The organism is Stenotrophomonas maltophilia (genome assembly GCF_004920835.1).
GTDB classification, from domain to species: Bacteria; Pseudomonadota; Gammaproteobacteria; order Xanthomonadales; family Xanthomonadaceae; genus Stenotrophomonas; species Stenotrophomonas maltophilia_AQ.
Map to the genome: position 1 here is coordinate 22,888 of NZ_QFHO01000025.1, position 26,641 is coordinate 49,528.

The following is a 26,641-nucleotide window of genomic DNA, read 5'->3' on the forward strand; positions in this document are numbered from 1 at the left end:
CCTGCATCGAGCGCATCCATGACCGAACGTCGCCGCAGTCCACGCCTCTCCCCCCGCCAGCGCTGGCTGGCCCTGCTGCTGGTGCTGCTGGCACCGGCAACAAGCGTGGCGGCCGACGATCTGGTGCTGCAGGCACGTGAGCAACGGCCGTGGACGCTGCCGGCCGACCTGGAGCGGGTCGCCATCGCCGACCCCGGCGTGGCCGATATCGTGATGCTGCGCGGCCAGCGCCAGGCACTGCTGGTCGGCAAGGCACCAGGCATCACGACCCTGCTGCTGTGGCACCGCAGGCAGGCCGAACCGCAGCGCCTGCAGGTGCGGGTGCAGAGCGCCGTGCAGGGTGCGGCCGACGCCGGCTCGGGCGGGCTGGTGTTCACCCAGCAGGACAACCAGGGCCTGCTGCAGGGAAGTACCGACAGCGTGCTCTCGCACATGCAGGAACAGCGCACCGCGGCGATGGCGCTGGGCAAGGACGGCACGCTTGCTGATACATCGACGGTCAGCAGCGGCGGCGTGGTCCAGGTCGAGGTCAAGGTCGTCGAATTCAACAAGACGGCGCTGAAGCAGATCGGCATCAGTTTCCAAAACCGCAATGGCAACTTCGCCTACGGCTTCGCCCGTCCAGGCGGCCAGCTGCCGGGCAACACCGGCATCCTGCCCGGGATGAAGGAAGGCAACTCCGGCAACGAAGCCGAGTCGCCCATTTCCTCTGCATTCCGCCTGGTGTTCGGCTCGACCAAGGGCCTGTGGAACGCCGATGTCGACCTGCTGCAGAGCAACGGCATGGCGCGTGTCCTGGCCGAACCGACGCTGGTCGCGCTGTCCGGTCAGAGTGCCAGCTTCCTGGCAGGTGGCGAACTGCCGATCCTGGAACCGCAGGGGCTGGGCACCACCACCATCACGTACAAGCCGTTCGGCATCGGCCTGACCGTGACCCCGACGGTGCTGGCACCCAATCGCATCGCGCTGAAGGTGGCTCCGGAAGCCAGCGACCTGGACTACAGCAACGCCATCGCCCTCAACGGTGTGCAGATCCCTTCGATCACTACCCGGCGCGCAGACACTACCGTCGAGCTCGGCGACGGCGAGAGCTTCGTGATCGGCGGCCTGGTCAGCTCCAACGTAGTGTCCAGCGTCGGCAAGATCCCGTTGCTGGGCGACCTGCCGATCATCGGCTCGTTCTTCCGCAACTTCGACTACAAACGACAGGACAAGGAACTGGTGATCATCGTCACGCCGCGGCTGGTGAAGCCGCTGGCGCGCAACACCGAACTACCGCTGCCCGGCGAACGCGAGGCCAAGCCGAACCTTCCGGAATGGGGTTCGTGGCTGCTCGGCCCGATCAGCCAGGACCCGGTGCCCGGCTTCTCGCGTTGACTCCATGATGCCTGCGATACCACGACCATGCCCTACGCCACCGCCCAGCCGCTGCATCCACAAGGACCACCGATGAACCTGGTCCTGTACGGCATGGATCGCGAACTGCTGCCCCGGCTGGCCGCCAAGTTGCCGCCGGCCACCACCCTGCATTGGCAGGACAGCAGCATGCCGACTTCCGCGCAGGACCTGCAACGCGGACCGGAAAGCCTGGTGCTTCTCGATTTCCGTCCCGAGCACGCGGCCGCCTCCAGCGTGCTTGCACAGCAATTGCAGCAGACCGAGCCGGAGCTGATGCTGGTCGCGGTCGGTTCCACCAGTGCCGGCCAGGTGGAAGGTGTGGTGATGGCGCTGCGCGTGGGCCTGCGTGACGTGCTGGACCTGGACAGCGACAACATCGGCATCGAAGCAGCGCTGCGCCGCGCACTGTCGCCACGACCGGCTCCTTCGGCGCAGCTGGCACACAAGGCACGCCTGATCGTGCTGCTGGGGGTGCGCGCCGGCGTCGGCACCAGCACTCTTGCGGCGCATCTGTCGGTGCTGGCGCAGCAGACCCGCGCGCTGGCCCAGGGCGACGCGCTGCAGCAGGACGGCCTGCTGCTGGAACTGGCGCAGCCCTCGGGCGACCTTGCGCTGTACCTCAATCTCGACAGCCGCTTCCACTACGAGGATGCGCTGCGCAATGCCAGCCGCATCGACGCTACCCTTGCCCGCACCGCGATGGCGCGTCATGAGTCCGGGCTGGTGCTGCTGGACCGTGCAGGTGGCAGTGATGCGGTGCCACCCTCGGACCCGGGCGCATTGCTGCAGCGGCTGCGCGGCGTGTTCGCCAGCGTGCTGTGCGATGCCGGCGGCTGCCCGCTGCGACAGTTGCCACCGCTGCTGCTGGACCAGGCCGACGAGATCTGGCTGGTCACCGACGCCTCGATCGCCACGCTGGTGTCACTGGACCAGGCACTGAAGCACCTCGCTGGCCAGCGCGAACGCGAGAAGCGCCTGCAGCTGGTTATCAACCGCCACGACGACAGCAGCGGCATGAGCCCGGAGCAGATCGCGCGCCGCTTCGAGGTGCCGCTGCTGGCAACGTTGCCCGAACGACCGCGCGTACGCCTGGCGGCCAGCCAGGGCCATCTGCTGCTGCAGGATGCGCCGCGCGACCCCTACCTGCGTGCCCTCGCCCCGCTCGTCCCGCGATTGGATCCGGCTGCGTGCCCGGTCCAGGCGCAGGGCCTGCGGGAAAGACTCTCCCTTGCTCTGGGTGGATCGCAATGGAAGACAAGGTAACTCCGTTCCCGCATGCCGCTGCCCGCCCGGTGCTGCCCGAGAGCGCCGCCGGCCATCTGCCGTTCGCACAGACCGAGCAGTACCAGAAGGTGCTGTCGGCTGCGCACGAGCACCTGCTCAACAGCATCGAGGACGAGCGCATCGACATCGATTCCTGGGCCCCGGACACCATCGCCCGCTGGGTGCAGGTGCAGACCGTGGGCTTCATCCAGGAATGGCGCATCCCGATCAACGAGGAAGAGATGCAGGTGGTTGCCGAAGGCCTGGTCAAGGAGCTGACCGGGTTTGGCCCCCTGGACGACCTGCTGCACGATCCATCCATCGAAGACATCCTGATCAACGGCTTCAAGGATGTGCACGTCTCGCAGGGCGGCCAGCTCAAGCGCGCCACCCAGCGCTTCACCGACGATACCCACCTGCTGCGAATCCTGCGCCGCATCCTCGCTCCGCTGGGGCGCCGCCTGGATGATTCCAACCCGATGGTCGATGCGCGACTGCCCAACGGCGGCCGCCTCAACGCGATCATCTCGCCGCTGGCGGTGGACGGACCGATGGTGTCCATCCGCAAGTTCCGCAAGGACCCGTTCACCCCCGATGAGCTGCTGGCCAAAGGCACCTTCGATGCACCCATGCAGGCGCTGCTGAAGGCGATGGTGCTGGGCCGCTGCAACATCCTGGTCTCCGGTGGCACCAGTTCCGGCAAGACCTCGCTGCTGAACGCACTGGCCAGCTACGTGCCGGCCAACGAACGCGTGATCACAGTTGAGGACACCGCCGAACTATCACTCAACCATCCGCACGTCGTACGCCTGGAAAGCCGGATCGGTGGTGCCGAGGGCCAGGGTGCGGTCAGCATCCGCGACCTGGTGCGCAACAGCCTGCGCATGCGTCCCGATCGCATCGTCGTCGGCGAGGTGCGTGGCGCCGAGGTACTGGAAATGTTGCAGGCGATGAATACCGGCCACGACGGATCGATGGCCACCATCCACGCCAACTCGCCGCGTGACTGCCTGTACCGCATCGAGATGCTTGCCGGTTTCGCTGGCTTCCAGGGCAGTGAGGACAGCCTGCGGCGGCAGATCGCCAGCGCCATCGACTTCATCGTGCAGATCTCGCGCCTCGGCAGTGGCCGCCGCGTGCTGGTCTCGATCACAGAAATCACCGGCGTCAGCGACAACCTGATCACCACCCAGGAAATGTTCCGCCACGAGCTGCAGATCGACGGCAACGGCAGGGAAATCGATCGCTGGATCGGGTTGGGCTTCCATCCGCATTCGCACAAGCTGGAGCCATTCCGCCAGCAGCTGCGCGAATCCCTGTACGGGGACTTCTGAGCATGGGCACTGGGCTGCTGCTGGGCGTACTGAGCATCATCTCGGTGCTGCTGGCTCTGGCGGTCTGGCTGTGGGGCACAGCCAGCAGCCGCGAGCAGCGCCAGGCATCGATGCAGCACGCCGAACAGCGCCTTGCGCGTGGCAGCGCCGGTGCTGGCGCCCCCGCTGGCGCCTCCGTTGCAGCGGCCAACGATCCGCCGCGACCGGCCAGCAGCGGGCGACGCGTGCTGCCATTGGACGGCCTACTGCAGCGCGCCGGCCTGCAGACGGGCTGGAAGCTTCCCATCATGCTGCTGGTGCCGGGGCTGGTGCTTTCTGTGGTGGCGATGCTGCGGCTCGGCACCGCATGGATGTTTCCGCTGACCCTGCTGCTGTACCTTCTGGGTTGCTGGCTGTGGGTGATGCGGCGGACATCGAAGCTGCGCGCGCAGCTGCTGCATCAGCTGCCGGATTTCCTCGACAACCTTGTGCGTCTGACCGCGCTGGGCAACAGCCTGCAGGCAGCGTTCCAGGTGGCATCGATGCAGACCAGCGCACCGCTGCGTGGCCTGCTGGATACCACGGTGCGCTATGCGCGCAGCGGCATGGACCTGGACCGCGCGCTCGCACTGGCGGCGCAGCCGTATCGCATGGATGTGCTGAAGGTTCTGTCGGTGGTGGTCGGGGTCAGCGTGCGCATTGGTGGCCGCTCCGACCAGATCCTGCAGCGCATGGGTGATTTCATGCGCGACCTGGAACAGGCGCAGCAGGAACTGGCCGCGACCACCTCCGAGACGCGCATGTCGGCGTGGGTGCTGGGCCTGCTGCCACCGGCCAGCGCCGTGCTGATGGCAATCTCCAGCCCCGAGTTTTTCCAGCCGGTCCTGCACGATCCACTCGGTCACAAGATCCTGCTGATCGCACTGGGGCTGGAGCTGTTCGGAGCATTCCTGCTGTATCGCCTGGCCAAATCACTATGAACCGCCGCAGCCACCCCGGAGATGCCCGATGAGCGCCAGCGCCTGGTTCGCCCTCTCCCTGCTGCTGCTTGCGGCTGGCATCGCCCTGCTCGGCATTGCCGGCTGGGTGCGCAGCCATCGCGAACACCGAACCTCGGCCACGTTGAAGACCGCCCTGCAACCGCGCGAAGAGGCGCGTGACAACGAGACCACACAACGCGATTCACTGGGCTGGCTGGAGCGATTCGGCCGCGCGCTCAGTGGCGGTCGCCTGGAAGCTGCGCTGCTGGCCAATGAAGATCGCCTGCTGCTGGACCTGGCCAGCTGGAACACGCGTCGCGGCACCGCAATCTATCTCGGCCTGCGCTTGCTTCTGGCGCTGCTCGTGCTGGCATTGGCGCTGGCCTTCAGTGATGCCACGGGATTGGCCAGGATCATGGTCGTGATCGGTGCGCTGGCCGCCGGCCTGCTGCTGCCAAAGTTCGTTCTCTCTTCCTGGGTGAAACGGCGGCGGCGGGCCGTCGACAACGAGCTGCCTCTGCTGATCGACCTGCTGCGGCTGTTGCAGGGCGTGGGATTCAGCATGGACCAGAGCCTGCAGACGCTGGGCGACAAGTTGCGTGACGCGCTGCCGGTACTCGGTGGCGAACTACAGGAAGCCAACGTGGCCTACACCCACGGCCGCACCCGCGCGCAGTCGCTGCGCCGCTTGAGCGAAGTCTATGCCGACGACGACCTGAGCAGCCTGATGCAGCTGATCCTGCAGGTGCATGCGCACGGCGGTGCGGTACAGGAGCCGCTGCGGCAGTTCAGCGTCCGCCTGCGCGAACAGCGCCGCAATACCTTGAAGGAAAAGGTCGGCAAGCTCTCGGTCAAGATGACCGTGGTGATGATGCTGACCCTGCTGCCAGCGCTGATGCTGGTCCTTGCCGGCCCCGCGCTGGTCGCGCTGGCCACAACCATGTCCAAGATGGGATCGCCCTGATGCCTGCCCTGCGCAACACCTGCCTGCTGTTTGCTCTCGTCGCCGTCGCCGGCGGCTGCTCATCGACCACGCCGAAGTATCTGCGTGCGCCCAGCCTGGCCGCGCCCGAACCGGCACCGCAGGACAGCCGCAACGCCTACCTGGAGCTGATCGAGCGCATGCAGCAGCAGGGGGCGTGGTATGCCTCGCTGGCGCATGTCGATGCCTTCCGCCAGCGCTACGGGGACCCGCCGGCGTTGCGCCTGCTGCAGGCCGATGCATTGCGCGAGACTGGACAGGCCGACGCGGCGATCGCCCTGTATCGCGACCTGTCCAGCGGTCCGCAGGCGGCTGCGGCGGCACATGGCCTCGGCCTGATCGCTGCGCGCCGCGATGACGATGCCGGCAGCGAGCAGGCGTTGGCGCAGGCCACCCAGCTGCAGCCATTGAATACCAGCTACCTGGGTGACCTCGGCTATGCACGGCTGCGCGCGGGCCGCTTCGAGCAGGCGCGCGAACCGCTGGCCAAGGCGCTGGAGTTGTCACCAGGCAACGCCAAGGCCACCGCCAACCTGGCGCTGTGGGCGGTGCTTCGTGGCGATACCGCCACCGCCGAGCGTCTTGCCCAGCAGGCCAACCTCAACGAAGAAACCCGCAACAGCATCCAACAGCAGGCCGCACAGATCCGCGCCCGCCTGCAGCAACGCCACGCCGCTGCCGCTGCCGCTGCCGCTGCCGCTGCCGCTGCCGCTGCTGCTGCTGCGGCAACGGTCACGCCACCCGCCCCAGCGACGGCGACGGCGACGGCGATGGCCAGCAGCAAAACAACAGGCAGCACACGACTGGCAGCCGAACCGCGCCGCGATGCCCGTGATGCGCGCGATCCGCAGCGCCTGCCGCCTTCGATGCTGGAACGCTTCAGCGCCTCCGACCGCCCGAACGGGAACACACCATGACCGCGAAGCCCCTGTCCCGACGCCTGCTGCCCGTATTGACCTGCCTGCTGGTTGCGGGAGCCGCGCAAGCGCAGCAACAGCCGTTGACCGGGCAGATGCTCGGCGGTGGCAGTCCGTCCACCCCGGCAGCGCAGCCACTGCAGTCCGAGCCACTGCCTACGGTCGACCTGGCAGCGCCCGCCACACCGATGCCGGTAACCGCTACCACGGCGGTTGTCGCCGCCGACGGCATCGCTCCAGCACCGCGCCCGGTACGCAGCCAGATCGGTGATACCGCACGCAACCTGTTCCGCCTGCAGGCATCAGGACAGCAGGCCGGGCAGCATCTACCGATCCTCGGCGACCAGGCCACCCTGAGCTATGCCCGCTACATCAAGAGCTTTGAACACGAGATCCCGGACTTCTTTGAAACCGATGTCGCCAAGTCCAAGGGAACATCCTCATCCGGACGCTGAGGTAGGCCATGAAACGCCCACGCCAGTTCAGTTTCAGCCGCCCGCGTGGTGGCATGTCGATCACCATGATGCTGGTCATGCTGGCATTGCTGGCGATGCTGGGTCTGATCGAAATCGGCTATCTGTTCTGGGCCAAGCGTGACGCGCAGAAGGTCGCCGACCTGGCCGCACTGGCCGGCGCGCAACGACTGGAGCTGTGTACCTCGGACAACAGCGACAACAGTGCGGCGCGGCAGAGTGCGCTGACCCAGAACAAGTTTGCGGGGAGCCTGGAGATCCGTTGTGGGAACTGGAACGTGACCCGGGCCACCGAGGGGCACTTCAGCCCGGTCGTCGATGCGGCGAATCAGCGCAACGCCGTTCGTGTCATCACCCGCCGCGCGGTGCTTCCCTTCTTCGGGCAGAACAGCAGCCTGCCGACCGTGACCGCCCAGGCCGTGGCGCGCCGTGCAGAACCTACGGCGGTTTTCAGTGTCGGCTCGCAACTGCTGCGCATCAACGGCAACACGCCACTGGGAAATGTCCTGAAACTGGTGGGTGCCGACCTCGACAAGACCACCCTGCTCGGTTACGACGGCCTTGCACAGGCGCATATCACCCCGAATGGACTGCTCCAGGCACTGGGCATTCCGATCGACGTCAACATGGGCGTGGCGGAGTTCAACAACCTGCTGGCCGGCCGCAAGGTCAAGCTGGGCAAGATCCTTCAGGCCACCGTTGACCTGCTGACCCAACAGGGCGTTGCCCACGTGGACCTGAGTGCACTGGAGAATGCCCTGGTCGTGAAGGGCATCGACCTCAAGCAGCTGGAGGTGAAACTCGGTTCCGATGACAGCGGCGGCGGCTTGTTCGCACGCGTGGTCGCGCCGGATGGAACGATTTCCAGCGCGCTGCAGGCCGATGTCAATGTGCTGGACCTGATCGGCACCAGCATCAGCATCGCCAATGGTGGCCGTGCAGTCTCGGTCGATGAACTCAACCTGCTGGGCCTGGTCAATGCGAAAGCCGCCGTGGTGGAGCCGCCGTCAATCGCCATCGGTGGCATTGGCTCGCGCGCCTACAACGCGCAGATCCGCGTCTTCCTCGACATCGATACCAACAACATCCCCGTTGCAGGCGGCGTGCTTTCACTGTTGGGCATCCGCCTGAAGCTGCCGGTCCATGCAGACGTGACCAATGCAATGGCGACCCTGACCAGCCTCCAATGTGGCAGCACACCTCCCACGGCGACGATCAAGGTCGAGTCCTCCGTGCTGCGCGCCTGCGTCGGCAAGGTGGCCGACAGCGAGCGGTTCTCCAAGCAGAATGTCTGTGGCGACACCCTGCAGAAGGAACAGATGCTGACACTGCTCGGCGCCCCGCTGATCAATGACAGCATCAAGGTCAATACGCTGACCGACACTCAAAGCCTCACCCTCCCCGCCGGCGCGACCGGTTCAACCCAGGTCAACTCGCTGGAGGTGGGCACCGCCGTGTCCGACCTGGTCAGCGAACTGCTGCGCGTACTCTCCGGCGTCCTCGATCCGCGCGACGACGGCATGAGCCAGGGCTCGACCGCAGCGCAGTTGGCCGATCGCTACCTGAAAGCCGCCAACGTTGGTCGCAATCGCTATGACGTCGATGCGTCCATCAAGCTGCTTGAACTTGGCGACCAGACACGGGGGCTGAAACCCTTGGGCGCGTGGGTTGTACCCAAAGGTGTTCCAAAACCCTGCCTGGTGGGCCTGCTCACATGCTGGGAGGATGGTTCCGTCTGGAAGGGCTATCGCACGGCCGTGACTGGCGAAGGGCTGGGCGTGCTGCCGGCACTGCTGGGTAGCCTGCTCGGCGGACTGACCGTCAACCGGTGCGCAAGCCTGCTGATTTCCTTGAGCGATCAGGCCTACAACAACTGCATGACGCAGAACCTCGCGTCCTACCTGCAGACCGCCCAAGACGGCTTCCTGGACCAGTTCGCCGGCGAGGGCGTTACCGCCCCCGGCAATGGCCCGGTCAGTTGTTCGGGCCTCCTCTGCTTGCTGCTGAAGCCCGCCCTGGATGTCCTGAAGCCGCTGCTCAACAGTGTCGGCTCGCTGCTGCGCTCGCTGCTGGCCCAGGTGCTGGGCCTGGAACTAGGCCGTACGGATGTGCATGTGCAGTCCATCCAGTGCACGCCCGCACAACTGGTCTACTGACCCGTGACGGGCGCCCTTGGCGGCGCCCGCGCCCATGCTAGACTCCCGGCGGGGAACCACCTTCATCTCAACCCACACTCATCCGTGGATGGTCTAGACATGCGAGAAACTTCAGGGGGCGCGGTCTTCGCCCGGCACGCGCGCAGCGCGGCAATGCTGGCCGTGGCCATGATGCTGGTGGCACCGGCAGCGATGGCTGCACGAGGCGACCGCGAAGCTGCCGCAGAGCCGGCCGCGCGCACTGCACCGGTGGTACGCAACACCGTTGACGAACTCAAGCAGCTGATGGATGCGCGCCAGCTGACCGAGCTGCGCACCACCTACAACGGCAACTATGGCGCCAGCCTGCTGTTCAACGCCAACACCCTGACCTACTACGTCGCCCTGTTCCAGGAAAAGAATTTCTGGCGGGTGATCAAGACCGACGCCGTCGACAACGCCGAGCGTGTTTACCGAACCTTCGCGCAGCAATCCGAGCAGCTGGCACAGGTCTATATCGACACTACCCGCCTGGAAGCCGGCAAGCGCTATACCGAGCGCCTGGTGGCCTACAACGAGGAACGCCTGCGCACCCTGCAGCAGGAAATGGAGCAGCAGCAGGCCCAGTCGGCCCAGGTCAGCGCGGCCCTGCAGCAGGCCCAGCAGCAGGCGGTCAGCCTGAGTACCGACGTGCAGAGCACCAACAGCCAGCTGGATGCACTGCAACGCCGCATCCAGATCCTGCAGGCCGAACAGGGCAACCCGGAACTGAGCCTGCCCAAGCCGGACAGCGTGTCCTCGCCGGCACCGGCGGCCAGCGACGGACGCTGAGGTCAGACACCTGGCATTTGCTGACAACGGCGCCTTCGGGCGCCGTTGTCGTTTCTGGCACTCCTGGATTCAACGACACGCGTCATGCACCGCGTCATCCAGCTGCCGCCGCTGTACGAAGTCCAGGCGATCGGCCTTGGCCAGCGCCTTTCCGCGTTGTTGCCGCGCGCGCTCACAGGCTGTGGGATCGGTGCTGATGGGTATCAGCGCGGCGTGCGCCCGGCCCGACCGCACGCTGCGTGGTCGGGCCGGGACTGCACTGGCCGCCTTGGCTGCCTTCGGCAACGGACCACGCGACAGCGACGCCTCTGCCGGCACCTCCCATCGCCATTCCGCACGCCCCTGGCACGGCGTCTGCTGGTAGACCGGATGCGGTCCATCCACGCACTTGTAGACATTGGTCTGCGCATGCACCACTGCGGCCAACAGCAGGCACAACAGGGGGCTGCATCGCACTCTCGGCATCGCGGGCTCCTCGACCAGGCTGCGGCCATCGTCGACATGCCGACCACGTTGCGCCAGAGCGATATGCGTCAGAGCCGGGCAATCCAGCACAGCCGTGCAAGCCGCCCAGCGTGCGCTGCGCTGTTCTGCCGAAGGCACAGGCACAACTGCCGCTGCCTTCCCTCCCTTCCGCCAAGGAACCTGCAATGAGCAACTACGTCACCGTCGCCGATGGCACCCGTATCTTCTACAAGGACTGGGGCAGCGGCCAACCGCTCGTGTTCGCCCACGGCTGGCCGCTAATGATGTCCCGCGGCGGCACCCCACGGCGCCGCCGCTCCTGCGGTAGTGCCGGCCGCTGGCCGGCAACCTCAACAGCAAATGCAAAAACGGGCTTTCCGTGAGATGGCGGGGCGGTGTCGGACTGCGGGGACGCCACAAGTACGTCCTTTAAGGCTTAGCAGCCGCATGCTCGTGTGCGCTGTCCTGCGCACTCGGCAAGACCGGGGTTGGGCGTCCTGCCCAACCCGCCCGAGGCATGCCTCGGGCCCATGCGGCTGACACCCCGCACTCCGACACCGCCCCACCTCTGACAGATTCCGGTGGCTGTTGGTAGGTGTCGACCTTGGTCGACACGGTAGATCCACGCCATGCATGGATGAAGCTCAATCAGATCGGAATCCAACATCGGGAAGTTCAACTGATGAACAGGCGTCCGCGCTTTCAGCTATAGAGCCTCGGCGAGGAACGCCAGCACTGCCGGTCCAACCTCACGGTCCGCGCGGGCATGACCTACGGACGTGCCCCCCACTTCAATGAACGGGCCTACATCATGCCGATGGGTGGTCGGCTGCAGGAGCGCTGTGATCAGATGCCCTGCATCTGAGTAGTACAGGAACCGGTCGCGGTCACCACGCCCTGCCGCTGCAAGCCGACGCTGCGCAACGGCCAGCATCACGCCTGAGTCACCCAGCCGATCTCCACCACCTCCGATCCACAACGTTCGTGCGGCAATGTTCTCGATGGGCAGCATCGCGGCACGCAATGCCGGTTCCCAGTACGGTCCCGGCCTGCCCCAGTCAACCTCCTCGCGATACGGCAGCCACGGCAGGGGTTCGCCCTGCCAGCTCAACGGCGAGCGGTCCACCGCGCGGAAGTCGGCCGGGGCCACGTCACGGGCGATGCCACGAAACGGGGCTGGACTGCCTACCCAGGACACGGCGACGCGGAGCTCAGGCAGATGCACCGCCGTGGCCATGGTCACGATGCCACCCCAGGATCCCCCCATCAGCCCTACCCGCTGTGGATCCACCCGGGGATGGCGCTGCAGCCAGTGCACTGCGTCGCGCACGGTTTCCAACGGAACCTCGATCAGGTCCTTGGGCACGCCCGGCCCGCGATACCACGCCACCGACAACGCGATGTAGCCGTTGCTCGCCAGCCACGCGGCATAGAGGTCGCCACCATCGAACCCGCCTTCAGCTCCCCCCAGTGCTACCAACGCAGGTGCCAGTGCGTCGCTTTTCAGATCCGCTGGCAAGTACAGGTGCGCTTCGCGTCCGTCGATCTCAACCCGCTGCACCCGTACCCCAGGCAGCATCAGATGGCGCTTCAAGGTCCGCCGTGCGACCACCGATCCTGCACGCTCCACCTCCAGCTCGAAGGCCTGTGACTGGAACCCCAAGCCGTCATCGGCGCGCTGCCACTGCACGGGAAGTGCGCTGGCTCTCCCCTCCTGTGGTTGCATCGACCAGATCAGACCGCTGGCGTCGATTCCCCGATAGCTGCCCTGTTCCGAGCCGCTGCGTGCGGTGTCGACCGTTCCCTGAAGGTCCGCGCGCAGTGCAGCCTGTGACTGCCAGCGCTGGCCCCGGCCATCCTGCATCGACAACCTCAGCTGGACTACTTCGGCCGCCGCCAGTCCCTCGACCGTAATGGCTGGAACGCGATCAGCGCGCCCCCGATGGTCATCGACATTGACCCTCACACCGGCCAACGCAGGCAGCGCCAGCACGCCCAGCAACATCCCCAAGCCCCAACGCATCCGTATGCTCCGTCTCGATCTGGAAAGCGGTAGGGTGCATGGGTCGCTACGCGTGGATTGCGTGCTTGGGCGAAGATGGCACCACCCGTGCCGCTACTGGCACCAGCTGTGTGTCAGGTACGTGCAGCCAGCGCCGCCTCCAGCGCCGGCCTGTGGCTGCGGCTGACTGGCAGCTGCACGCTGTCGGCCAGTTCAAGCAGCGCATCGCCGTTGTGCCGCTCGATCAGTGATCGCACCCGCAGCGGGTTGACCAGCGCCGAACGGTGCACGCGCAACAGTCCTCCATCTGCCAGCCGTTCGGCCAGAAGCCCCAGCGGCTCACGCAGCAGATGCAGCTGGCGTCCCACATGTATGCAGGCGTAGTGGCCCGCCATGTCGATGTAGTCGATCTCCGCCAGCGGTACATACTGGACACCACCGCTACCAGGCACTGCCAGTGTCTGCGCACGGTCCTCCGTACGCGGTGCCAGGCCTGCCAAGCGGCGCACGCGCTCGATCGCTTCCAGCAGGCGCGGCGCCGCCACTGGTTTGAGCAGATAGTCGGCCACGCCCAGCTCAAAGGCACGCAGAGCGTGCTGCGGCAGCGCGGTCACGAAGATGGTGTGCGCGGCCAGCGACCACTGCTTCTCGGGAAGCTCCCAACCGCGGCCGTCGGGCAGGACCAGATCCAGCAGCAACAGATCGAAACGGCGTCCTCGCATCAGATCGCGCGCCTGCGAGAGAGTGGCGGCTTCCGCGTCTACCCTGACCTGCGGAATGTCCGCCAGCAGATGGCGCAGGCGGGCACGTGCCAGTGCTACATCGTCCACCAGCAGCACGCTCAAAGGACGCGTCACGCGACCTCCGGCAGGATCAGCCGCGCACGATAGCCATCACCCTCGCTTCCGGCCTGCAACCTGCCGCCCTTCATCGCCAACCGCCGCTGAGTCGCAGCGTGGCCGGTGCCGAGGCCATCGCTCGTGCGTGGACGCAGGCAGGGGTTGAACAGCACGACGTCAAGCATGCCGTCTTCCACACCGGCGCGCAGTTCGATCCGCAATGGCCCATCATCCGGCTGCCAGCCACTGTGCAACACCGCGTTCTCGATCAACGGCTGCAGCAACAGGCCAGGGACCGTACAGGCCAATGCATCCGCGCTGGCCTGCAGATGCAGATGCACCTCCTGATCGTGCAGCAGCGACTGCAACGCGACATAGTCCTGTGCTGCGCCCAGTTCATCGGCAAAGCAGCGCTGCGATGGGCATTGCAGGGTATCGCGCAGCAGCGAGGACAGCTGCGCCAGTGCCGCGTCCGCTGCACGTGGACGTTGCAGCGCCAAGCCGCCGATGGCGTTGAGCGCATTGAACAGGAAGTGGTGCTGCAGATGCTGGCGCAGGGCTGTTTCACGAGCCTGCTGCAGCACCTCCGACTGCGCCCTCAACCGCTGCAGTCCGGCCAGGCCATGGCCCACGCCCGCCACCGCAATGAAGGTCGGCAACGCAAACAGCGCGGTGATACCAATCGCACGCAGCACCTGCGGCAGTGCTGGCCAGGGTTGCCCCTGCCAGAGCTGCAGCAGCATATGGCCCAGGGTCCATCCCAATGCCGTCAACAGCGGAGTCAGCAGCAGGCACAGCGCCAACCATCCGCCCAGATGCCGGCGTCCAGACAGTGGCCAGCGCCGGCACGCAGCCCACAACAATGGCGTCGCCAGCATCCAGGGCAGCTCTGCGCCAAGGATGAACAACGCTGCCGGCAGCAGACCACCCGGTTCTTGGCTCAGGTGCACGGCCGGCACAGCGGTGGCGATCAACAACCCCCACAGGGCCAGCATCACCCAGTGTGGGGGTGGCAGCGGAAGCGGCGCCTCATGGGCTGGCAGCAGCAAGGCAGGCGAAACAAGCATGCACGGATTCGAACGGGAAACGGACACCATGCTAGGTCCCCGCACCGAATCATTCCCGTGCCGGAAGCAAGGGGCTGTCCGCCGCCATGGATCCGCGTCGTGCCTGGATTCCGTTCGACGCTGGGGTCAGAGCCCTTCCCGGTCGGAAGGGTTCTGACCCCGCCGATCATTGCGCCTTTGCGGCCTCGGCATTCCACGCTGCGACCTTGGCCTTGGTATCGGCCAGCATCCTGTCCAACGCTGCACGGTCATACACGGTGCCACGCAGGATCACGCTGTCGATTTTCTCGGTCGCCGCAATGTCCTGCAGCGGATTGGCGGTCAGCAGCACCAGATCGGCAGCCTTGCCCTGCGCAACACCACCGTAGCGGTCCATCTGGCCGAACCAGGCCGGGCCGGAACGGGTCGCGGCAGACAGCGCCTGCGGAGCACTCAGGCCTTCCTTCACGAACAGCTGCAGCTCCTGGTGCAGGGCGATGCCCGGGAAGTTGAACGAATTGAGGAAGCCTGCGTCCGTGCCGGCGATGATCGTCACGCCGGCCTCCTGCAGCATCGGCAGCACTGCGGCCACCTGGTGGTACTGCGCGTGGCGCGCTTCGATCTGCGCCGGCGTGGCCTTCGCCGCGCGGTCCACGCGCCACTGGTAGGTCGCACGCAGGCCCGGGCCGATGTAGGCCAGGTACGGATCGTTGGCGTGGTCATCCTGGTCAAGGAAATCGAGGATGCGGCCACCATTGAGGGTCGGGGTCACGAACACGCCACGCCTGGCGAAATCGCGGTAGGCGTGCATCGCGGTATCACGGTCGAAGCTCGCATCGAGGCGACGATTGGCTTCGGCACGGTCGATGCGGCCGGCACCGAAGTCGGCGGCAATCTGCGCCTCGTCCTTGCTGCCGGCCTTGAATGCATAGTCCAGATGCTCGATCGAGGCGAGGCCGGCATCGACCGCCTGTTCCACGGTCAGCGCCATCGGAATGTGGCCCGAGGCCTTGAAGCCGGCCTTGCGCGCAGCACTGGCCGAGTACAGGAACAGTTCCGGCTTCAGCGTGCTGTCGGTGATCTTCACGAAATCAACCTTGTCGTGCTGCAGGCGGCTGATCGCCTTGTCGGCGTCGGCCTCGCTGCCCACTTCGATCGTGCCCTTCCAGACCGGCTTGATGCCTTCAATCTTCGCGCCCGAACTGAGCAGACGCGGACCGAACAGCGTGCCCTTGGCGATCTCGCCGCGCCACTGCAGCACCTGCTCGGGCAGATCGCCGGAACAGTCGCGCACGGTGGTGATGCCGTGCGCGATATACAGCGGCAGCAGCGCCTTGTTCTCTTCGATCAGCGCCGGGCCACCACCGAAATGCACATGCATGTCCCACAGGCCCGGGATAAGGTACTTGCCCTTGGCATCGATCTGGCGGGCCGCGCTCCACTGGCTGCGCATCGTGGCGTCCGGGCCGACTGCGACGATGTCATCGCCACGGATCACTACGCTCTGCCCGGCCAGGGTGCTGGCGTTCTCGACATCGACCACGGTGGCATTGCGGATCAGCAGGTCGGCGCGCTCGGCAGCAGACGCCGACAGAGGTGCTGCCGCAAGGAGGATGGCAAGCGATAACGGACGGGAACGGAACATGGACAGCATCCTGGTGGGCACGCGCAGCGTGCGGAGTGGAAGGGAACGGTCTTCAGCGTGCCGCGCCATGCTGGCGCAGCTGGGTCTCGATTTCGGTGTAGCCGCGCTTGCGCGCGTGCGCCAGCGGCGTCACACCGTCGCCGTCAGCCAGCTCGGGGTCGGCGCCGGCATCCAGCAACAGCTGCACGATCTGCACGTGGCGCGCGCCACCGTCGCCTAGCAGGATCGCTTCCAGCAGCGCGGTCCAGTGCAGGCGGTTGACATGATCCACCGCAACACCGGCGCGCAGCAGCGTGCGCACCGTTGCCACGTGGCCGCGCTCGGCGGCAGGAATCAGTGCGGTGCCGCCATAGCGGTTGGTGCTGCCCAGATCGGCGCCATGCGCCAGGGTCATCGCCAGGATCTCATCCAGTCCACGCGCGCCGGCGTACAGGTAGGCGCTGTCCTGCATGGCGTCCTTGGCATTGACGTCGGCGCCGGCTTCGATCAGTTCACGCGCGGCGTCTACATTGTTGCCATGCGTGGCAAGCAGCAGCGGGGTACGGCCCTGGTCATCACGCGCCTCCAGATCGGCGCCGTCTTCCAGCGCCCCACGCACTGCCTCGGCATCACCGCGGGCGGCGGCATCGCGCAGGCGGGCATCGGCCGAGCCCACGGTGGCAGAACAGGCTGGAATGACCATCGCCAGCAGGCACAGCAGCAACAGGCGACCCACCGGAGCAGGCCAGCGATGGCAACGATGGATTCGCATCTTCGGTTCTCCTGTGCGGCGAGCCCAGCGGGCGATGCCGGTACAACCGGGGCGCGGTGCTTGCTGCCCCCTCCCCTGCATGGTAGAAGTCGCCACGTGCATCCAGAAGTGAAATGTTCAAATGCAAGACAGTGCCAAATCGAATAGAACGCTGTTCGAACTGGACCTGCTGCGGGCGCTGGTGATGGTGGCCGACTGCGGCAGCTTTACCACGGCGGCCACACGCCTGCATTCGACGCAGTCCACGGTCAGCCAGAAGGTGCGCCGGCTGGAGGAACTGGCCGGGCATCGCCTGCTCGAACGTGGCCACCGCGACGTGCACCCCACCGGCGCCGGTCACACCCTGCTTGGCTACGCGCGGCGCATGCTCGACCTGAACGAAGAAATGGCACAGGCGCTGGCCGGCGCTACCGTGGAAACCGCGGTGCGCATCGGTGTCCCCGAGGACTTCGTCAACGCACAGACCACGCGCATGCTGGCCGCCTTCAGCCGCCGCCACCCACAGGTGAAACTGGAGATCAGCAGCGGCCTCAGCCGCGACCTGGCCCACGGCTTCGACCACGGCGAACTGGACCTGGTGCTGGTCAAGCAACGCCGCAACACCCGCCAGGCAGTGCACTGCCGACGCGAGCCGATGCACTGGATCGACAGCCTGCGCAGCAGCTGCCTGCTGCAGGACCCACTGCCGCTGGTGACCTTCCCGCCGCGCGGGCTGTACCGCGACGAGATGATCCACGCCGTGGAGGCGCTGGGCCTGCGCTGGCGCATCGCCTTCACCAGTTCCTCGCTCAGCGGCATCCAGGGTGCGGTGGCCGACGGCATCGGCATCAGCCTGCTGCCACGCCGCGCGGTCACCCGCGATCACCGCATCATCGATGGCGAACGCGAGCTGCCGGTAATCGACAATTACGAGATCGGCCTGCTGCATCGTGCCGACGCAGATGATGCTGTGCGCGCGCTGGCCAGCGAACTGTGGCGGCAGGTGCAACGCGAACCGGATTGATCACCGCACCTGAGGTAGTGCCGGCCGCTGGCCGGCAACCTCGACAGCCACATTGTCCGGCGTGGATCTCGCGCATTGATCATCGAAATCTGATCAATTCCAGCGCTCAAAGGCAATTGGCCTCCCGTTACAGTACCGCTGTTTCCGTGCCCCACGGCGCTCTGCCATGTCCGACGAAATCCCCACCCGCTTCGATCCCCTGCCCGCTGCACTGCAGACGCATCTGCAGCACCAGCGCTCGCTGATCGCCGCGCGCGTGGCCGCCGGCTTTCCCACCCTGCCGGTGCAATGGCCGCTGCCGGCCGCCACGCTGCAGCGCGTGGTCGATGCCGAGCTGATCGACCGTGATGACTGCGATGGCTGGGAAGCGCTGGGCGTGGCGTTCGGTGACACCCTGGCACAGCGCGTGCCGGGCCTGGCCTGGATGCAGGTCACCGATGCGTGGGGCATCGACGCGGTGCTGCGCTATGCCGACAGCAGCCTGCAGATCGGCGCCAGCACGCTGCTGCTCAAGCGCGTCGAGCAGGGCGAGATCATCGACATCGCCCATCTGCTGGTGTGGCTTGAGGAATTCGTCGCCACCCGCGCCGACGATTACGTCTGAAAAACTGCCGAGCATGGCTCGGCGCTACAAGGGTTCGCGCGGCGTGGATCTACAGCCAGCGGCCGTCGACCACCACGCGGCGCTCCACCGGCACCCCGGCCACGGCGGCCGGGCCGTGGTCGGCACGCACCGCCACGAAAGTGGCCGGATGCCCTTCCGCAAGACCGTACTGCGGCAGCCCGATCACCTGCGCGGCCTGGCTGGTGACCATGTCCAGCGCCAGCATCAGGTCGGCATCGGTATGGAAGCCGGAGCGATAGCCCAGCAGCATCGCGCGTTGCAGCAGGTCGCCATTGCCATACGGCCACCAGCAGTCACGAATGTTGTCGTTGCCGGCGAACACGCGCACGCCGGCGTCATGCAGCGCGCGCAGCGGCGGGAACGGATGATCACCCGGCGCGTTGCTCATGATCGCTACGCCGGCCGTGGCCAATGCTTCGCCCACCTGCAGCGCGCGCGCCAGCGGCACTTCACCCAGCGAATAGGCATGGCTGACCGCAACACGCCCCTGCAGGCCAGCGGCCCGGGTCCGCGCAGCGATGCGCAGCAGCTGAGCCAGGCCGGTTTCGCCGGGCTCATGCAGATGGATGTCCAGTTGCACGCCGTAGCGCTCGGCCAGGCCGAACAGCAGCGCCAGCTGGCCTTCGGCATCGCCATCGAGTGTGGTCGGATCGATGCCGCCCAGCACGTCCACACCCGCTGCAAGGGCCTGCTCAAGCACCGCTGCGGTACCAGCGCAGGACATCACGCCCGCCTGTGGGAACGCCACCAGCTGGATGCACATGATGTCGGCGCAGCGCAGCGCGGCCTCTCGCACCGCTTCCAGGTGGCCCAGGCCGGTGCTGCCATCGATATCGACATGACAGCGCATCGCCACTGTGCCGAAGCCGCTGCACTGGCGGATCAGCGCCTCCGCGCGATCGACCATCGGCGCCGCACCTGCCACTGCCGCCTTTTCCACCGCCAGCCGCTCACGCAGGCTGTTCACCGGCTGATGCGGGTGCCAACGGTCGCCGACGAAGCTTTTGTCCAGGTGGATGTGGCCGTCGACCAGCCCGGGCAGCACCGCGAAGCCCTTCAGATCGACGCATTCCGCCCCATCGTCGGGCCTGGCATCGCCATTGAGCCCGCTGATACGGCCATCACGGATATGGAAGTGCAGCGATGCACCGTTGCGGTCGACGCCGCCGTGGATGAACTGCAGGGTCATCGGGAACTCCCGGAAAGGCAAGACTGGCGCCATCGTGCGCCTCGACACAGCCATCGGCCAACGAAATATCTGGATGGCACGCATTCACCAGAACGATGATTCCCCCTGCGACAACGGGTCGCAGCCACGCCGTGCACACCCCTGAACGGGTAACATGGGCGCCTGTTTCCGCTGTGATGCCGCATGGGCCCGTCCGACCGCCACGATCGTCTCCGCCGCTGGCAGGCCGCGTCCCTGCTTGCCGCCGCCCCGATCGCCAGCCTGTCCGCCACCGATGCTGCGGCCGCCGCGCCGTTGCATTCGCCGCCGGGCCAGCAGCGGATCGCCCCGGCTGCACTGGTCGAGCGCCTGCACCAGCGCGTGCTGTCCGGGCAGAGCGCCACCGCCACGCTGGAACACTGGTGCGCCGAACATGGGCTGGCCGAACAAGCCCGGGTCCGCGCGGCGCGCGTGCACGGCCAGGACAAGCCTGCCCCCGCAGACGTGCTGCAGGCGCTGGGCGTGAAGCCGGGTACCGACCTGCGCTATCGCCGCGTGCAGCTGGTCTGCGGCAGCCGCGTGCTGTCCGAGGCCGACAACTGGTATCTACCGGAGCATCTCAGCCCGGCCATGAACCAGGTGCTGGACAGCACCGACGAACCGTTCGGTCGCGTGGTCGGCCCGCTCGGCTTCCAGCGCCAGACCCTGGCTGACCAGACTTTCTGGCCGCCGCGGGGCGAAGGCGATCACGGCGTGATCCTGGAAGTGCGTGCCCTGCTGCGCGACCGCCAGCAGCAGCCTTTCAGCTACGTCATCGAGTCGTACCTGCAGCAGGCGCTTCCGTAACGCGCCGGGCGCCGGGCATCCGCCGGCGCTACGGGCCCGTGATGCCGTTGGCGGCCGGATCCACCGAGAACACGAAGCGCCCACCACGCTGCTCCCTGCCCCGTGTCATCGGCGCCGTGGTCAGACTGTAGACCGGGGCCGCCTTGTCCATGCCGATCGCCTCGGACCAGGCACTGAAATCCTCATCGGTACGGCTTCGGATCTCGCCGACACACAGGCTGTAGCCACAGGCGAACGACACCAGCGAACCGTCGCTGCCGATGAGCCGGGTCGCGGCCGTCCTGTAGAGCCGGGTCAGGTCCTGCACTTCCGGGTGGCCGGCGGCATCCCGCTCGAACTGGCTGATCGCCTGCGCGAAAGCCTTGTCGGAACCCAGCAGCGCCTCGCTCTTCTGCACGGACACGGCCCCCTCGCTCAGCAGCATGCGCTCGCCCTCGAGGAAGTGCCCCTCCGGTTGCGCGAGCCCAGGGGCAGCCGTCGTGGCACTCGATGCCGTTGCCGCGCGCGATGGCCCAGCATGCTCCGCTGGTTGCGCGTGAGACTGCGCAGGCGCGGCATTGGCCACCTCCGCGGCTTCCTCCACGCTGGACGCCTGCCTGCCACTGCAACCCGCAATAGCCACCACTGCAATCACGCTCCACACCCTGACATCCATGCGCATCGCCCTCCATGTAGCGCCACAGCATGCCACGCGCGCAGCGGCAACACGGGTGCACTGCACAAAGAAAAGCCCGGCAGTGCCGGGCCTTTCGTTCATCCGTCGGATCAGCGGAACCGGTAGTCCAGCTGCACCCAGTACTGGCGGCCGTACGGGTCGTAGTTGCCGACCGGGTAGAACGGCCAGCCGCCTCCGTTCTTGTCCGCCGGCGGGCGGCTGTCACGCAGGTTGTTGACGATCACGCCCACCGACAGGTTCTCGCCGAACTGGCGGAACACGCTGGCGTTGTAGGTCATGTACGGCGCGATGCGGCCACTGCCATCGGTCTTCGGCAGCGAACCGAAGCGGTTGCCATACAGCGTGGTGGTCCAGTCACCCTGGTTCCAGGTGATGCTGCCGTTGGCCTTGCTGCGCCACTGGTAGTCATCCAGCGAATTGCGGATGTCACGCTCCGGATCGTCGGAGAACTGCCGGTACGTGTGCTCCAGCACCACGGTGTAGGCCAGGCGCGTGGTGAAGCGGCCGTAGCGGCCGGCATCGAAGCGCCAGTTGCCCTTCAGGTCCAGGCCACGCACCGATTCAGAGGCCGCGTTGATCGGATTGATCAGCACACGTGTCACCTGGTCCGGTTGCACGGTGGCGTTGGACGGGTTGCGGATCACACGCGACAGCGCGTCCTGGCACAGCGGTGAACCGATATCACGCGCCTCGCCGCCCAGCGTCTTTCCCAGCCGGCAATCGGCCTCATCACGCAGGATGCGGCTGGTATCGAGGCTGGTCACTTCGTTGTCGATGCGGATGTCGTAGTAGTCCGCGCTGAAATCCAGCCCGGCCAGCGGCGACCAGACCACGCCGAAGCCATACGACTTCGCAGACTCCGGCTGCAACTGTGCGTTGGCACGGTTGCTGTAGTCGATCGACAGGCCGTTGTAGTCGCAATTGTCGTACGACTGGCCCGCCGTGCGGCAGCGCCAGTAGTCGGTCATGCCCGGATTGTAGCCGCGGGTCTCGGTGGCGAACACGTAGTTCATGTCCGGCGCACGGAAGCTGGTCGCCGCCGTACCACGGATCAGCAGGCTCTCGATCGGCCGGAACTCGACGCCGAAACTCCAGGTGGCCTTGCCGATGTGCTCGCCACCGGCACGGTACTGGTCATAGCGACCGGCCAGGGTGGTGGTCAGCGACTGCAGCAACGGCAGCTGCAGTTCCACGCCGGCCGCATAGCGGTCACGCTCTCCACCGGCACCGATGCCGGCGCTGGTGTTCCAGAATTCACCGGTGCCCAGCCGCGGGTCCGGGCGATTGCGGTAGCCCTGGCTGCCGGCTTCAACCACCGCCGCCAATGCAGCGTCGCCACCGGGCAGCGCGAACAGGCGCCCGTTGACACTGGCACTGAAGGTCTGCAGCCACGCAGCATTGCGGCTTTCCTGGTAGCCCGACAGACCCTCGTATTCGTTCGGGGTCAACGGCTGGAACAGGCGCGCCGGATCCGGCGCATAGACCTCCACGCCATTGCGCACGCCCAGCTTCGGGCCGAGCAGGTACTCGTTGATGCCAGCCAGCAGTACCGGGCGGCGGGTGCGGTTCTCGTAACGCGAGCGGCTGTAGACCGCCTCATAGTCCCAGCCACTGTCGCCGATCTGGCCACGCGCGCCGACGTTGAACGACCATGAGTTTTCCAGGAAGCGGTTCGCGTTGCGCGGCAGGCCACCGATTTCTTCCGGCGCGAACCGGCGGTACCAGCTCTCCAGGTTGCCGGTGGACTGGTTGTAGAAGTAATTACGCGCCGAGGTCCAGGTGGGCGCGCGGGTGTTGTTGTAGATCCGTGCACTGCCTACGGCCAGATCGGCAAACAGATCGGTGGTCTCGTTGACGTGGAAGGTCAGCAGGCCATAACCGTTGAGGTTGCGCTTCTGGGTCTGCACGGTCCAGTAGCTGGCGGCGGCCTCGTTGCTGCCGCAGTACCAACCCTGCCTCGGGTTGTTGGCACGGAACACGCTGCCACCGTAGATCTCCGACGTCCCATCGCAGCCATTGACGCCGGGGTCGATGTTGCGGCCGGTGGCGGCATTGCGGCGATAGGCGATCGCGGTCGCCTGCGGTGCCTTGCCAGCCGGATCATCGTCCAGCGAATCCATGAAGTCGCGCTGGCGCGCGTGGATCGCCTTGCGCACATCGAACTCGAAGCCGAACAGCGCATCCCAACGCTCGCCGGAACTGCCGCCGACCACCTGCGCACGCTGGTTGTCGCCACCGCCCTGCTCGGTGCCACCGGCGCGCACGTTCACGTCCACGCCCTGGAAGCGGTCCTTGAGGATGATGTTGACCACGCCGGCGATGGCGTCGGAGCCGTATACCGCCGATGCGCCAGCGGCCAGCACCTCGATACGCTCGATCAGCGCGCTGGGAATGTTGGCCAGGTTGACCACGTTCACCGACCCTTCGTAGGCCAGCGGGTAGTCGGCCTGGCGGCGGCCGTTGACCAGCACCAGCGTGCGGTTCGGACCCAGCCCGCGCAGGTTGATGGTGTTGGCGGCCGGCGTGAACGTATTGCCGAAGTCCTCGCCCTGCACGTTACCGGTGTTTTCGGTCAGCGCGCTCAACGCATCGAAGGCATTGCGGTAGCCCTGCGCATCGATCTGCTCGCGGCTGATCACCGTCACCGGCGACGGGCCCTCGACGCTGGCGCGCGGAATGCGCGAGCCGGTGACCTTCACTTCCTGCAGTGTGGTGGGTGCGCTTTCCTGCGCGAAGGCCGGCAGCGAGACCAGCATCAGGGACGACAGTGCGAGCACCAGCGGACGCGGGCGCAGCGCCTTGTGGGAGGCGGACATGGGCTTCCTGGGGAGTTGGGCGGGTGGTGGTACGGGGGCAGCGGCCTGTACGACGCATAACGATCCCGTAACGAAAGTGTCCTGAATGGGCGGTTTCAACGGAAATGACCAGGCCTGATGGCCTTATGCCTGAACCGAATCAGACCCGCAGTGCCATCCACCACACTTTTGCAATGTTTTGAATGGTGCAGGGCTGCAGGCACGGCCATCGTTGCTGGGATGATGACCCCGTACCCGACCTTCCCCCTCCCCCCGCTGCGCCCGGTGCTGCGCCGCCATCTGCTGCAACTGCAGGTGGCCCCGGTCACCCTGCGCCCGTTCCAACGCACCGATCTGCCACGCTGGCGCCTGTTCGATGACCGCCGGCGGCGCGGCCGCCGCGATCCGTCCGTCATCGATGAGGAAGCGCGCTTCCTCGCCCACATGCATCGCTCACGCCTGGAACAGGACAACGACCAGCTGCTGCTGGGGGTATTCGATGACGACCACGGCAACGTGCTGGACCAGCTTCACGTGCGCCTGCAATCACTACACGCGCGCAGCGCCGAGCTGCTGTCGCTGCAGCATTGGCACCCGCATACCGACGCGGCACTGCAGGCGCTGTGTCCTTTCCTGTTCGAGGACGTCGGCCTGCATCGCCTGTTCGTGATGCTGCCACCGGACTGCAGTGATCCGTTCGCCACCGCGCTGCGGGCCTTCGGCTTCGAGCAGGAAGGCCTGCTGCGCGACCATCATCTGGATATGGAAGGCTGGCAGGACCGTCAGCTGCTGGCACTGACCGCGCCAATGTGGCGGAGCCAGCACAGGGTGCTGGACTAGCGCACCCGCTCCAGCGCGTTGCCGGCACCGGTCAGCACCGAGCAGGCATGGTCCTGCAACTCTTCGCCGCTGGCCTCGTTGCCGGTGCCGGCGTCCACGCGGGTGGCCAGCAGGATGAAGCCCGGGCCGCCCTGCACTGCGTCCCGGCCCACCACGACCAGGCTCCACTGGCCCACGTCGTCCACGCCTGCGAGGTCGTAGGCCAGCAGATTGAGCGGATTGGCGGTCAGTTCCGCACCCGGCAGCAGGCGTGCCTGGTATTGATGGCCACGCAGCGGCACCGGCAGCGGTGCCCACCGGCTGCCCATCGCGCCGGCGTGGGCATCCAGTGCCTGCAGTACATCGGCACGCAGGCAGTCCACATGGATATGCAGCTGATGCTGCGAGCGGCCATGCGGTGAATTCAGTGCCAGGCTGGCAACGTTGCGTGGCAGCGGTTGGCCCAGCGCCCGTTCGGTGTGGGTGCGGGCCAGCCAGGCCGCGCCGAAGTAATTGGGTGCGCCGCGCTGGTACAGGCTGCGGCTTTCGATACCGCTGACCTTGTCCAGCGGCATCAGCAGGAACTGATAGTCGCCGTGCGCGTCCTTGACCAGCACATCGCGGCGGTCCGCCGCCGTTTCCACCCGCAGGCAGTCGCCACGCGGCCCTTCGGTGCCACGGCAGTCACGCTCGATCAACCGCCACAGCGCATCGGAGTGGGCCGGTGGCGGCGGAGGCGCACTGGCACAGGCGGACAACAGCAGCAGGAACGGCAGCAGCAAGGGGCGCAGGGACACGGCAACGGCTCACGAAACAGGCGCGGCAGATGGCGCCGCGCTGCATTCTAGCCAGTGCAATGCTGTAATCAGTAGGTGCCGAACGGCACTTCAACCACGAATGGGGCCGCGCCCTCGCCCGCCTGCAGGGTGTAGTGGTCCAGCGCGCCATCGTCATCGGCGTGCGGCTGGCGCTGGAACTGCAGCGGGTAGCGGCTGTCACCCAGGCGCACGGCGCTGCCATCGGCTTCCAGCGCGGCGCCTTCGGGGGTCAACAATCCGCCCAGGTCGCTGTAGGCACCGGGCACATCGGCAAAGCTGTAGTCGACCAGTTCGTCCACCCGCTGCATTGCATAGACGTGCGGCACATAGGGCCGTGCAGGGCTGCGACCATTGCTCAGGTCGGTCACCCAGGCCTGCGGCAGGTGGTACTGCTCACGCAGCGCGGCCACGCCCAGCGACGGACTGGCCACCTGCAGGCAGCACACTGTGCGCCTGCCTTCGCGGTCGAGGATGGCGAAACGGTCGCCGCGGGTCGCGGCCTGCGGCAGCATGGCGAAGGCCAGGTTGCGCTGGGCCGGCGCGTAGCCGGATTCGGTCTGCAGATTGCGCCAGGCACCAAACATCGGTGCTTCGGCCGCCGCCTCTGGCACCGGTTCGGCGGCGGAGGCGGCAAACGCTGCGCCCAGCACGGACAGCGCCAGTGCCGTCATCGTTCTGCCCTTGTCGCGGAAACTGCCTGCCGTCATACCGTGTCCAGCACCTGCACCGGAACGGCCCGGCCTGCCCGCCGGCGTTCTGCCAGCCATCCCTCCCACTATGCAATGGCCGCGCTGTGCCGGCAATGACCGGGACGCTGACGTCTTTCGCACGCCGGGTGCTATCGTTCCCGC

Annotated in this window: 24 protein-coding genes and 1 pseudogene; 14 read left to right on the top strand and 11 right to left on the bottom strand. The window is 66.7% G+C overall.

The annotated features are described in order from the left end of the window. Positions 1-18 precede the first annotated feature (18 nt). From DI041_RS16070 to DI041_RS16110, 9 genes are all read left to right on the top strand, one after another. The gene (locus tag DI041_RS16070) at positions 19-1,377 is read left to right on the top strand and encodes a type II and III secretion system protein family protein (RefSeq protein WP_136638084.1); all 1,359 of its coding nucleotides are present in this window, start codon (positions 19-21) and stop codon (positions 1,375-1,377) included. Between the two features lie 27 nt (positions 1,378-1,404). After that, the gene (locus DI041_RS16075) at positions 1,405-2,661 is read left to right on the top strand and encodes a CpaE/TadZ family protein (protein ID WP_136638085.1); all 1,257 of its coding nucleotides are present in this window, start codon (positions 1,405-1,407) and stop codon (positions 2,659-2,661) included. Next, on the top strand, positions 2,646-3,995 hold the full coding sequence (locus tag DI041_RS16080; protein ID WP_136638086.1) for a TadA family conjugal transfer-associated ATPase: 1,350 nt from the start codon (positions 2,646-2,648) through the stop codon (positions 3,993-3,995). The genes DI041_RS16075 and DI041_RS16080 overlap by 16 nt, the downstream gene beginning before the upstream one ends. Before the next feature lie 2 nt (positions 3,996-3,997). Further along, positions 3,998-4,954, top strand: coding sequence for a type II secretion system F family protein (locus DI041_RS16085; RefSeq protein WP_136638087.1), 957 nt, complete (start codon positions 3,998-4,000; stop codon positions 4,952-4,954). Between the two features lie 28 nt (positions 4,955-4,982). Beyond that, entirely contained in the window at positions 4,983-5,918 is a 936-nt protein-coding gene (locus DI041_RS16090; protein ID WP_136638088.1) for a type II secretion system F family protein, read from the top strand. Next, complete coding sequence (locus DI041_RS16095; protein ID WP_136638089.1) at positions 5,918-6,853, top strand: tetratricopeptide repeat protein; 936 nt, start codon at positions 5,918-5,920, stop codon at positions 6,851-6,853. Before DI041_RS16090 ends, DI041_RS16095 begins: the two co-directional genes overlap by 1 nt. Continuing rightward, positions 6,850-7,308 (top strand): DUF3613 domain-containing protein, encoded by a 459-nt coding sequence (locus DI041_RS16100; RefSeq protein WP_136638090.1) that lies wholly within the window; start codon positions 6,850-6,852, stop codon positions 7,306-7,308. Before DI041_RS16095 ends, DI041_RS16100 begins: the two co-directional genes overlap by 4 nt. 8 nt (positions 7,309-7,316) lie before the next feature. After that, complete coding sequence (locus DI041_RS16105) at positions 7,317-9,482, top strand: TadG family pilus assembly protein (RefSeq protein WP_136638091.1); 2,166 nt, start codon at positions 7,317-7,319, stop codon at positions 9,480-9,482. A gap of 99 nt (positions 9,483-9,581) precedes the next feature. Next, positions 9,582-10,292 (top strand): DUF2968 domain-containing protein, encoded by a 711-nt coding sequence (locus tag DI041_RS16110; RefSeq protein WP_136638092.1) that lies wholly within the window; start codon positions 9,582-9,584, stop codon positions 10,290-10,292. A gap of 69 nt (positions 10,293-10,361) precedes the next feature. On the opposite strand, the gene DI041_RS16115 is transcribed toward DI041_RS16110, so the two are convergent. Further along, positions 10,362-10,757: a hypothetical protein gene (locus tag DI041_RS16115; RefSeq protein WP_136638093.1), complete on the bottom strand. Its 396-nt coding sequence runs from the start codon at positions 10,755-10,757 to the stop codon at positions 10,362-10,364. Positions 10,758-10,942: 185 nt separating this feature from the next. On the opposite strand from DI041_RS16115, the pseudogene DI041_RS16120 reads away from it, so the two are divergent. Next, positions 10,943-11,038 (top strand): annotated as a pseudogene (locus DI041_RS16120) (alpha/beta fold hydrolase); the annotation flags it as partial. Between the two features lie 425 nt (positions 11,039-11,463). Here the strand turns inward: DI041_RS16120 and DI041_RS16125 are convergent. The 5 genes from DI041_RS16125 to DI041_RS16145 all read right to left on the bottom strand — a co-directional run bounded on the left by DI041_RS16125 (position 11,464) and on the right by DI041_RS16145 (position 17,040). Next, positions 11,464-12,762: an acyl-CoA thioesterase/bile acid-CoA:amino acid N-acyltransferase family protein gene (locus DI041_RS16125; RefSeq protein WP_248298429.1), complete on the bottom strand. Its 1,299-nt coding sequence runs from the start codon at positions 12,760-12,762 to the stop codon at positions 11,464-11,466. Between the two features lie 131 nt (positions 12,763-12,893). Continuing rightward, positions 12,894-13,616, bottom strand: coding sequence for a LytR/AlgR family response regulator transcription factor (locus DI041_RS16130; RefSeq protein WP_136638095.1), 723 nt, complete (start codon positions 13,614-13,616; stop codon positions 12,894-12,896). Then, entirely contained in the window at positions 13,613-14,665 is a 1,053-nt protein-coding gene (locus tag DI041_RS16135) for a sensor histidine kinase (RefSeq protein ID WP_248298414.1), read from the bottom strand. The genes DI041_RS16130 and DI041_RS16135 overlap by 4 nt, the downstream gene beginning before the upstream one ends. A 166-nt stretch (positions 14,666-14,831) precedes the next feature. Beyond that, on the bottom strand, positions 14,832-16,289 hold the full coding sequence (locus tag DI041_RS16140) for an amidohydrolase family protein (protein ID WP_136638097.1): 1,458 nt from the start codon (positions 16,287-16,289) through the stop codon (positions 14,832-14,834). Between the two features lie 52 nt (positions 16,290-16,341). Beyond that, complete coding sequence (locus DI041_RS16145; protein ID WP_136638098.1) at positions 16,342-17,040, bottom strand: ankyrin repeat domain-containing protein; 699 nt, start codon at positions 17,038-17,040, stop codon at positions 16,342-16,344. Positions 17,041-17,161: 121 nt separating this feature from the next. Between DI041_RS16145 and DI041_RS16150 the strand changes: the two genes are divergently transcribed. Both DI041_RS16150 and DI041_RS16155 read left to right on the top strand, forming a co-directional pair. Then, on the top strand, positions 17,162-18,043 hold the full coding sequence (locus tag DI041_RS16150; RefSeq protein ID WP_136638099.1) for a LysR substrate-binding domain-containing protein: 882 nt from the start codon (positions 17,162-17,164) through the stop codon (positions 18,041-18,043). Between the two features lie 166 nt (positions 18,044-18,209). Beyond that, the gene (locus DI041_RS16155) at positions 18,210-18,647 is read left to right on the top strand and encodes a DUF3806 domain-containing protein (protein WP_136638100.1); all 438 of its coding nucleotides are present in this window, start codon (positions 18,210-18,212) and stop codon (positions 18,645-18,647) included. 49 nt (positions 18,648-18,696) lie between these two features. Here DI041_RS16155 and DI041_RS16160 read toward each other — a convergent pair whose 3' ends face one another. Then, on the bottom strand, positions 18,697-19,857 hold the full coding sequence (locus tag DI041_RS16160) for an amidohydrolase family protein (protein ID WP_136638101.1): 1,161 nt from the start codon (positions 19,855-19,857) through the stop codon (positions 18,697-18,699). A 183-nt stretch (positions 19,858-20,040) separates the two neighbouring features. Here DI041_RS16160 and DI041_RS16165 point away from each other — a divergent pair, with 183 nt between their 5' ends. Beyond that, entirely contained in the window at positions 20,041-20,682 is a 642-nt protein-coding gene (locus tag DI041_RS16165) for a hypothetical protein (protein WP_136638102.1), read from the top strand. A 28-nt stretch (positions 20,683-20,710) separates the two neighbouring features. Here DI041_RS16165 and DI041_RS16170 read toward each other — a convergent pair whose 3' ends face one another. Then, positions 20,711-21,337, bottom strand: a complete 627-nt coding sequence (locus DI041_RS16170) for a hypothetical protein (RefSeq protein ID WP_136638103.1) — start codon at positions 21,335-21,337, stop codon at positions 20,711-20,713. 110 nt (positions 21,338-21,447) lie between these two features. After that, on the bottom strand, positions 21,448-24,174 hold the full coding sequence (locus DI041_RS16175; protein ID WP_136638104.1) for a TonB-dependent receptor plug domain-containing protein: 2,727 nt from the start codon (positions 24,172-24,174) through the stop codon (positions 21,448-21,450). 219 nt (positions 24,175-24,393) lie between these two features. Here DI041_RS16175 and DI041_RS16180 point away from each other — a divergent pair, with 219 nt between their 5' ends. Continuing rightward, entirely contained in the window at positions 24,394-24,993 is a 600-nt protein-coding gene (locus tag DI041_RS16180; protein WP_136638105.1) for a GNAT family N-acetyltransferase, read from the top strand. Here DI041_RS16180 and DI041_RS16185 read toward each other — a convergent pair. After that, on the bottom strand, positions 24,990-25,769 hold the full coding sequence (locus DI041_RS16185; RefSeq protein ID WP_046986526.1) for a CDP-diacylglycerol diphosphatase: 780 nt from the start codon (positions 25,767-25,769) through the stop codon (positions 24,990-24,992). The genes DI041_RS16180 and DI041_RS16185 overlap by 4 nt on opposite strands. Before the next feature lie 68 nt (positions 25,770-25,837). Further along, the gene (locus DI041_RS16190; RefSeq protein WP_136638106.1) at positions 25,838-26,497 is read right to left on the bottom strand and encodes a decarboxylase; all 660 of its coding nucleotides are present in this window, start codon (positions 26,495-26,497) and stop codon (positions 25,838-25,840) included. Between the last annotated feature and the right edge of the window lie 144 nt (positions 26,498-26,641).

Coding starts and splice junctions, on each gene's coding strand:
- DI041_RS16070 (WP_136638084.1), top strand. CDS start 19: ATGACCGAACGTCGCCGCAGTCCACGCCTCTCCCCCCGCCAGCGCTGG.
- DI041_RS16075 (WP_136638085.1), top strand. CDS start 1,405: ATGCCCTACGCCACCGCCCAGCCGCTGCATCCACAAGGACCACCGATG.
- DI041_RS16080 (WP_136638086.1), top strand. CDS start 2,646: ATGGAAGACAAGGTAACTCCGTTCCCGCATGCCGCTGCCCGCCCGGTG.
- DI041_RS16085 (WP_136638087.1), top strand. CDS start 3,998: ATGGGCACTGGGCTGCTGCTGGGCGTACTGAGCATCATCTCGGTGCTG.
- DI041_RS16090 (WP_136638088.1), top strand. CDS start 4,983: ATGAGCGCCAGCGCCTGGTTCGCCCTCTCCCTGCTGCTGCTTGCGGCT.
- DI041_RS16095 (WP_136638089.1), top strand. CDS start 5,918: ATGCCTGCCCTGCGCAACACCTGCCTGCTGTTTGCTCTCGTCGCCGTC.
- DI041_RS16100 (WP_136638090.1), top strand. CDS start 6,850: ATGACCGCGAAGCCCCTGTCCCGACGCCTGCTGCCCGTATTGACCTGC.
- DI041_RS16105 (WP_136638091.1), top strand. CDS start 7,317: ATGAAACGCCCACGCCAGTTCAGTTTCAGCCGCCCGCGTGGTGGCATG.
- DI041_RS16110 (WP_136638092.1), top strand. CDS start 9,582: ATGCGAGAAACTTCAGGGGGCGCGGTCTTCGCCCGGCACGCGCGCAGC.
- DI041_RS16115 (WP_136638093.1), bottom strand. CDS start 10,757: ATGCCGAGAGTGCGATGCAGCCCCCTGTTGTGCCTGCTGTTGGCCGCA.
- DI041_RS16125 (WP_248298429.1), bottom strand. CDS start 12,762: ATGTTGCTGGGCGTGCTGGCGCTGCCTGCGTTGGCCGGTGTGAGGGTC.
- DI041_RS16135 (WP_248298414.1), bottom strand. CDS start 14,665: ATGCTTGTTTCGCCTGCCTTGCTGCTGCCAGCCCATGAGGCGCCGCTT.
- DI041_RS16140 (WP_136638097.1), bottom strand. CDS start 16,289: ATGTTCCGTTCCCGTCCGTTATCGCTTGCCATCCTCCTTGCGGCAGCA.
- DI041_RS16145 (WP_136638098.1), bottom strand. CDS start 17,040: ATGCGAATCCATCGTTGCCATCGCTGGCCTGCTCCGGTGGGTCGCCTG.
- DI041_RS16150 (WP_136638099.1), top strand. CDS start 17,162: ATGCAAGACAGTGCCAAATCGAATAGAACGCTGTTCGAACTGGACCTG.
- DI041_RS16155 (WP_136638100.1), top strand. CDS start 18,210: ATGTCCGACGAAATCCCCACCCGCTTCGATCCCCTGCCCGCTGCACTG.
- DI041_RS16160 (WP_136638101.1), bottom strand. CDS start 19,857: ATGACCCTGCAGTTCATCCACGGCGGCGTCGACCGCAACGGTGCATCG.
- DI041_RS16165 (WP_136638102.1), top strand. CDS start 20,041: ATGGGCCCGTCCGACCGCCACGATCGTCTCCGCCGCTGGCAGGCCGCG.
- DI041_RS16170 (WP_136638103.1), bottom strand. CDS start 21,337: ATGGATGTCAGGGTGTGGAGCGTGATTGCAGTGGTGGCTATTGCGGGT.
- DI041_RS16175 (WP_136638104.1), bottom strand. CDS start 24,174: ATGTCCGCCTCCCACAAGGCGCTGCGCCCGCGTCCGCTGGTGCTCGCA.
- DI041_RS16180 (WP_136638105.1), top strand. CDS start 24,394: ATGATGACCCCGTACCCGACCTTCCCCCTCCCCCCGCTGCGCCCGGTG.
- DI041_RS16190 (WP_136638106.1), bottom strand. CDS start 26,497: ATGACGGCAGGCAGTTTCCGCGACAAGGGCAGAACGATGACGGCACTG.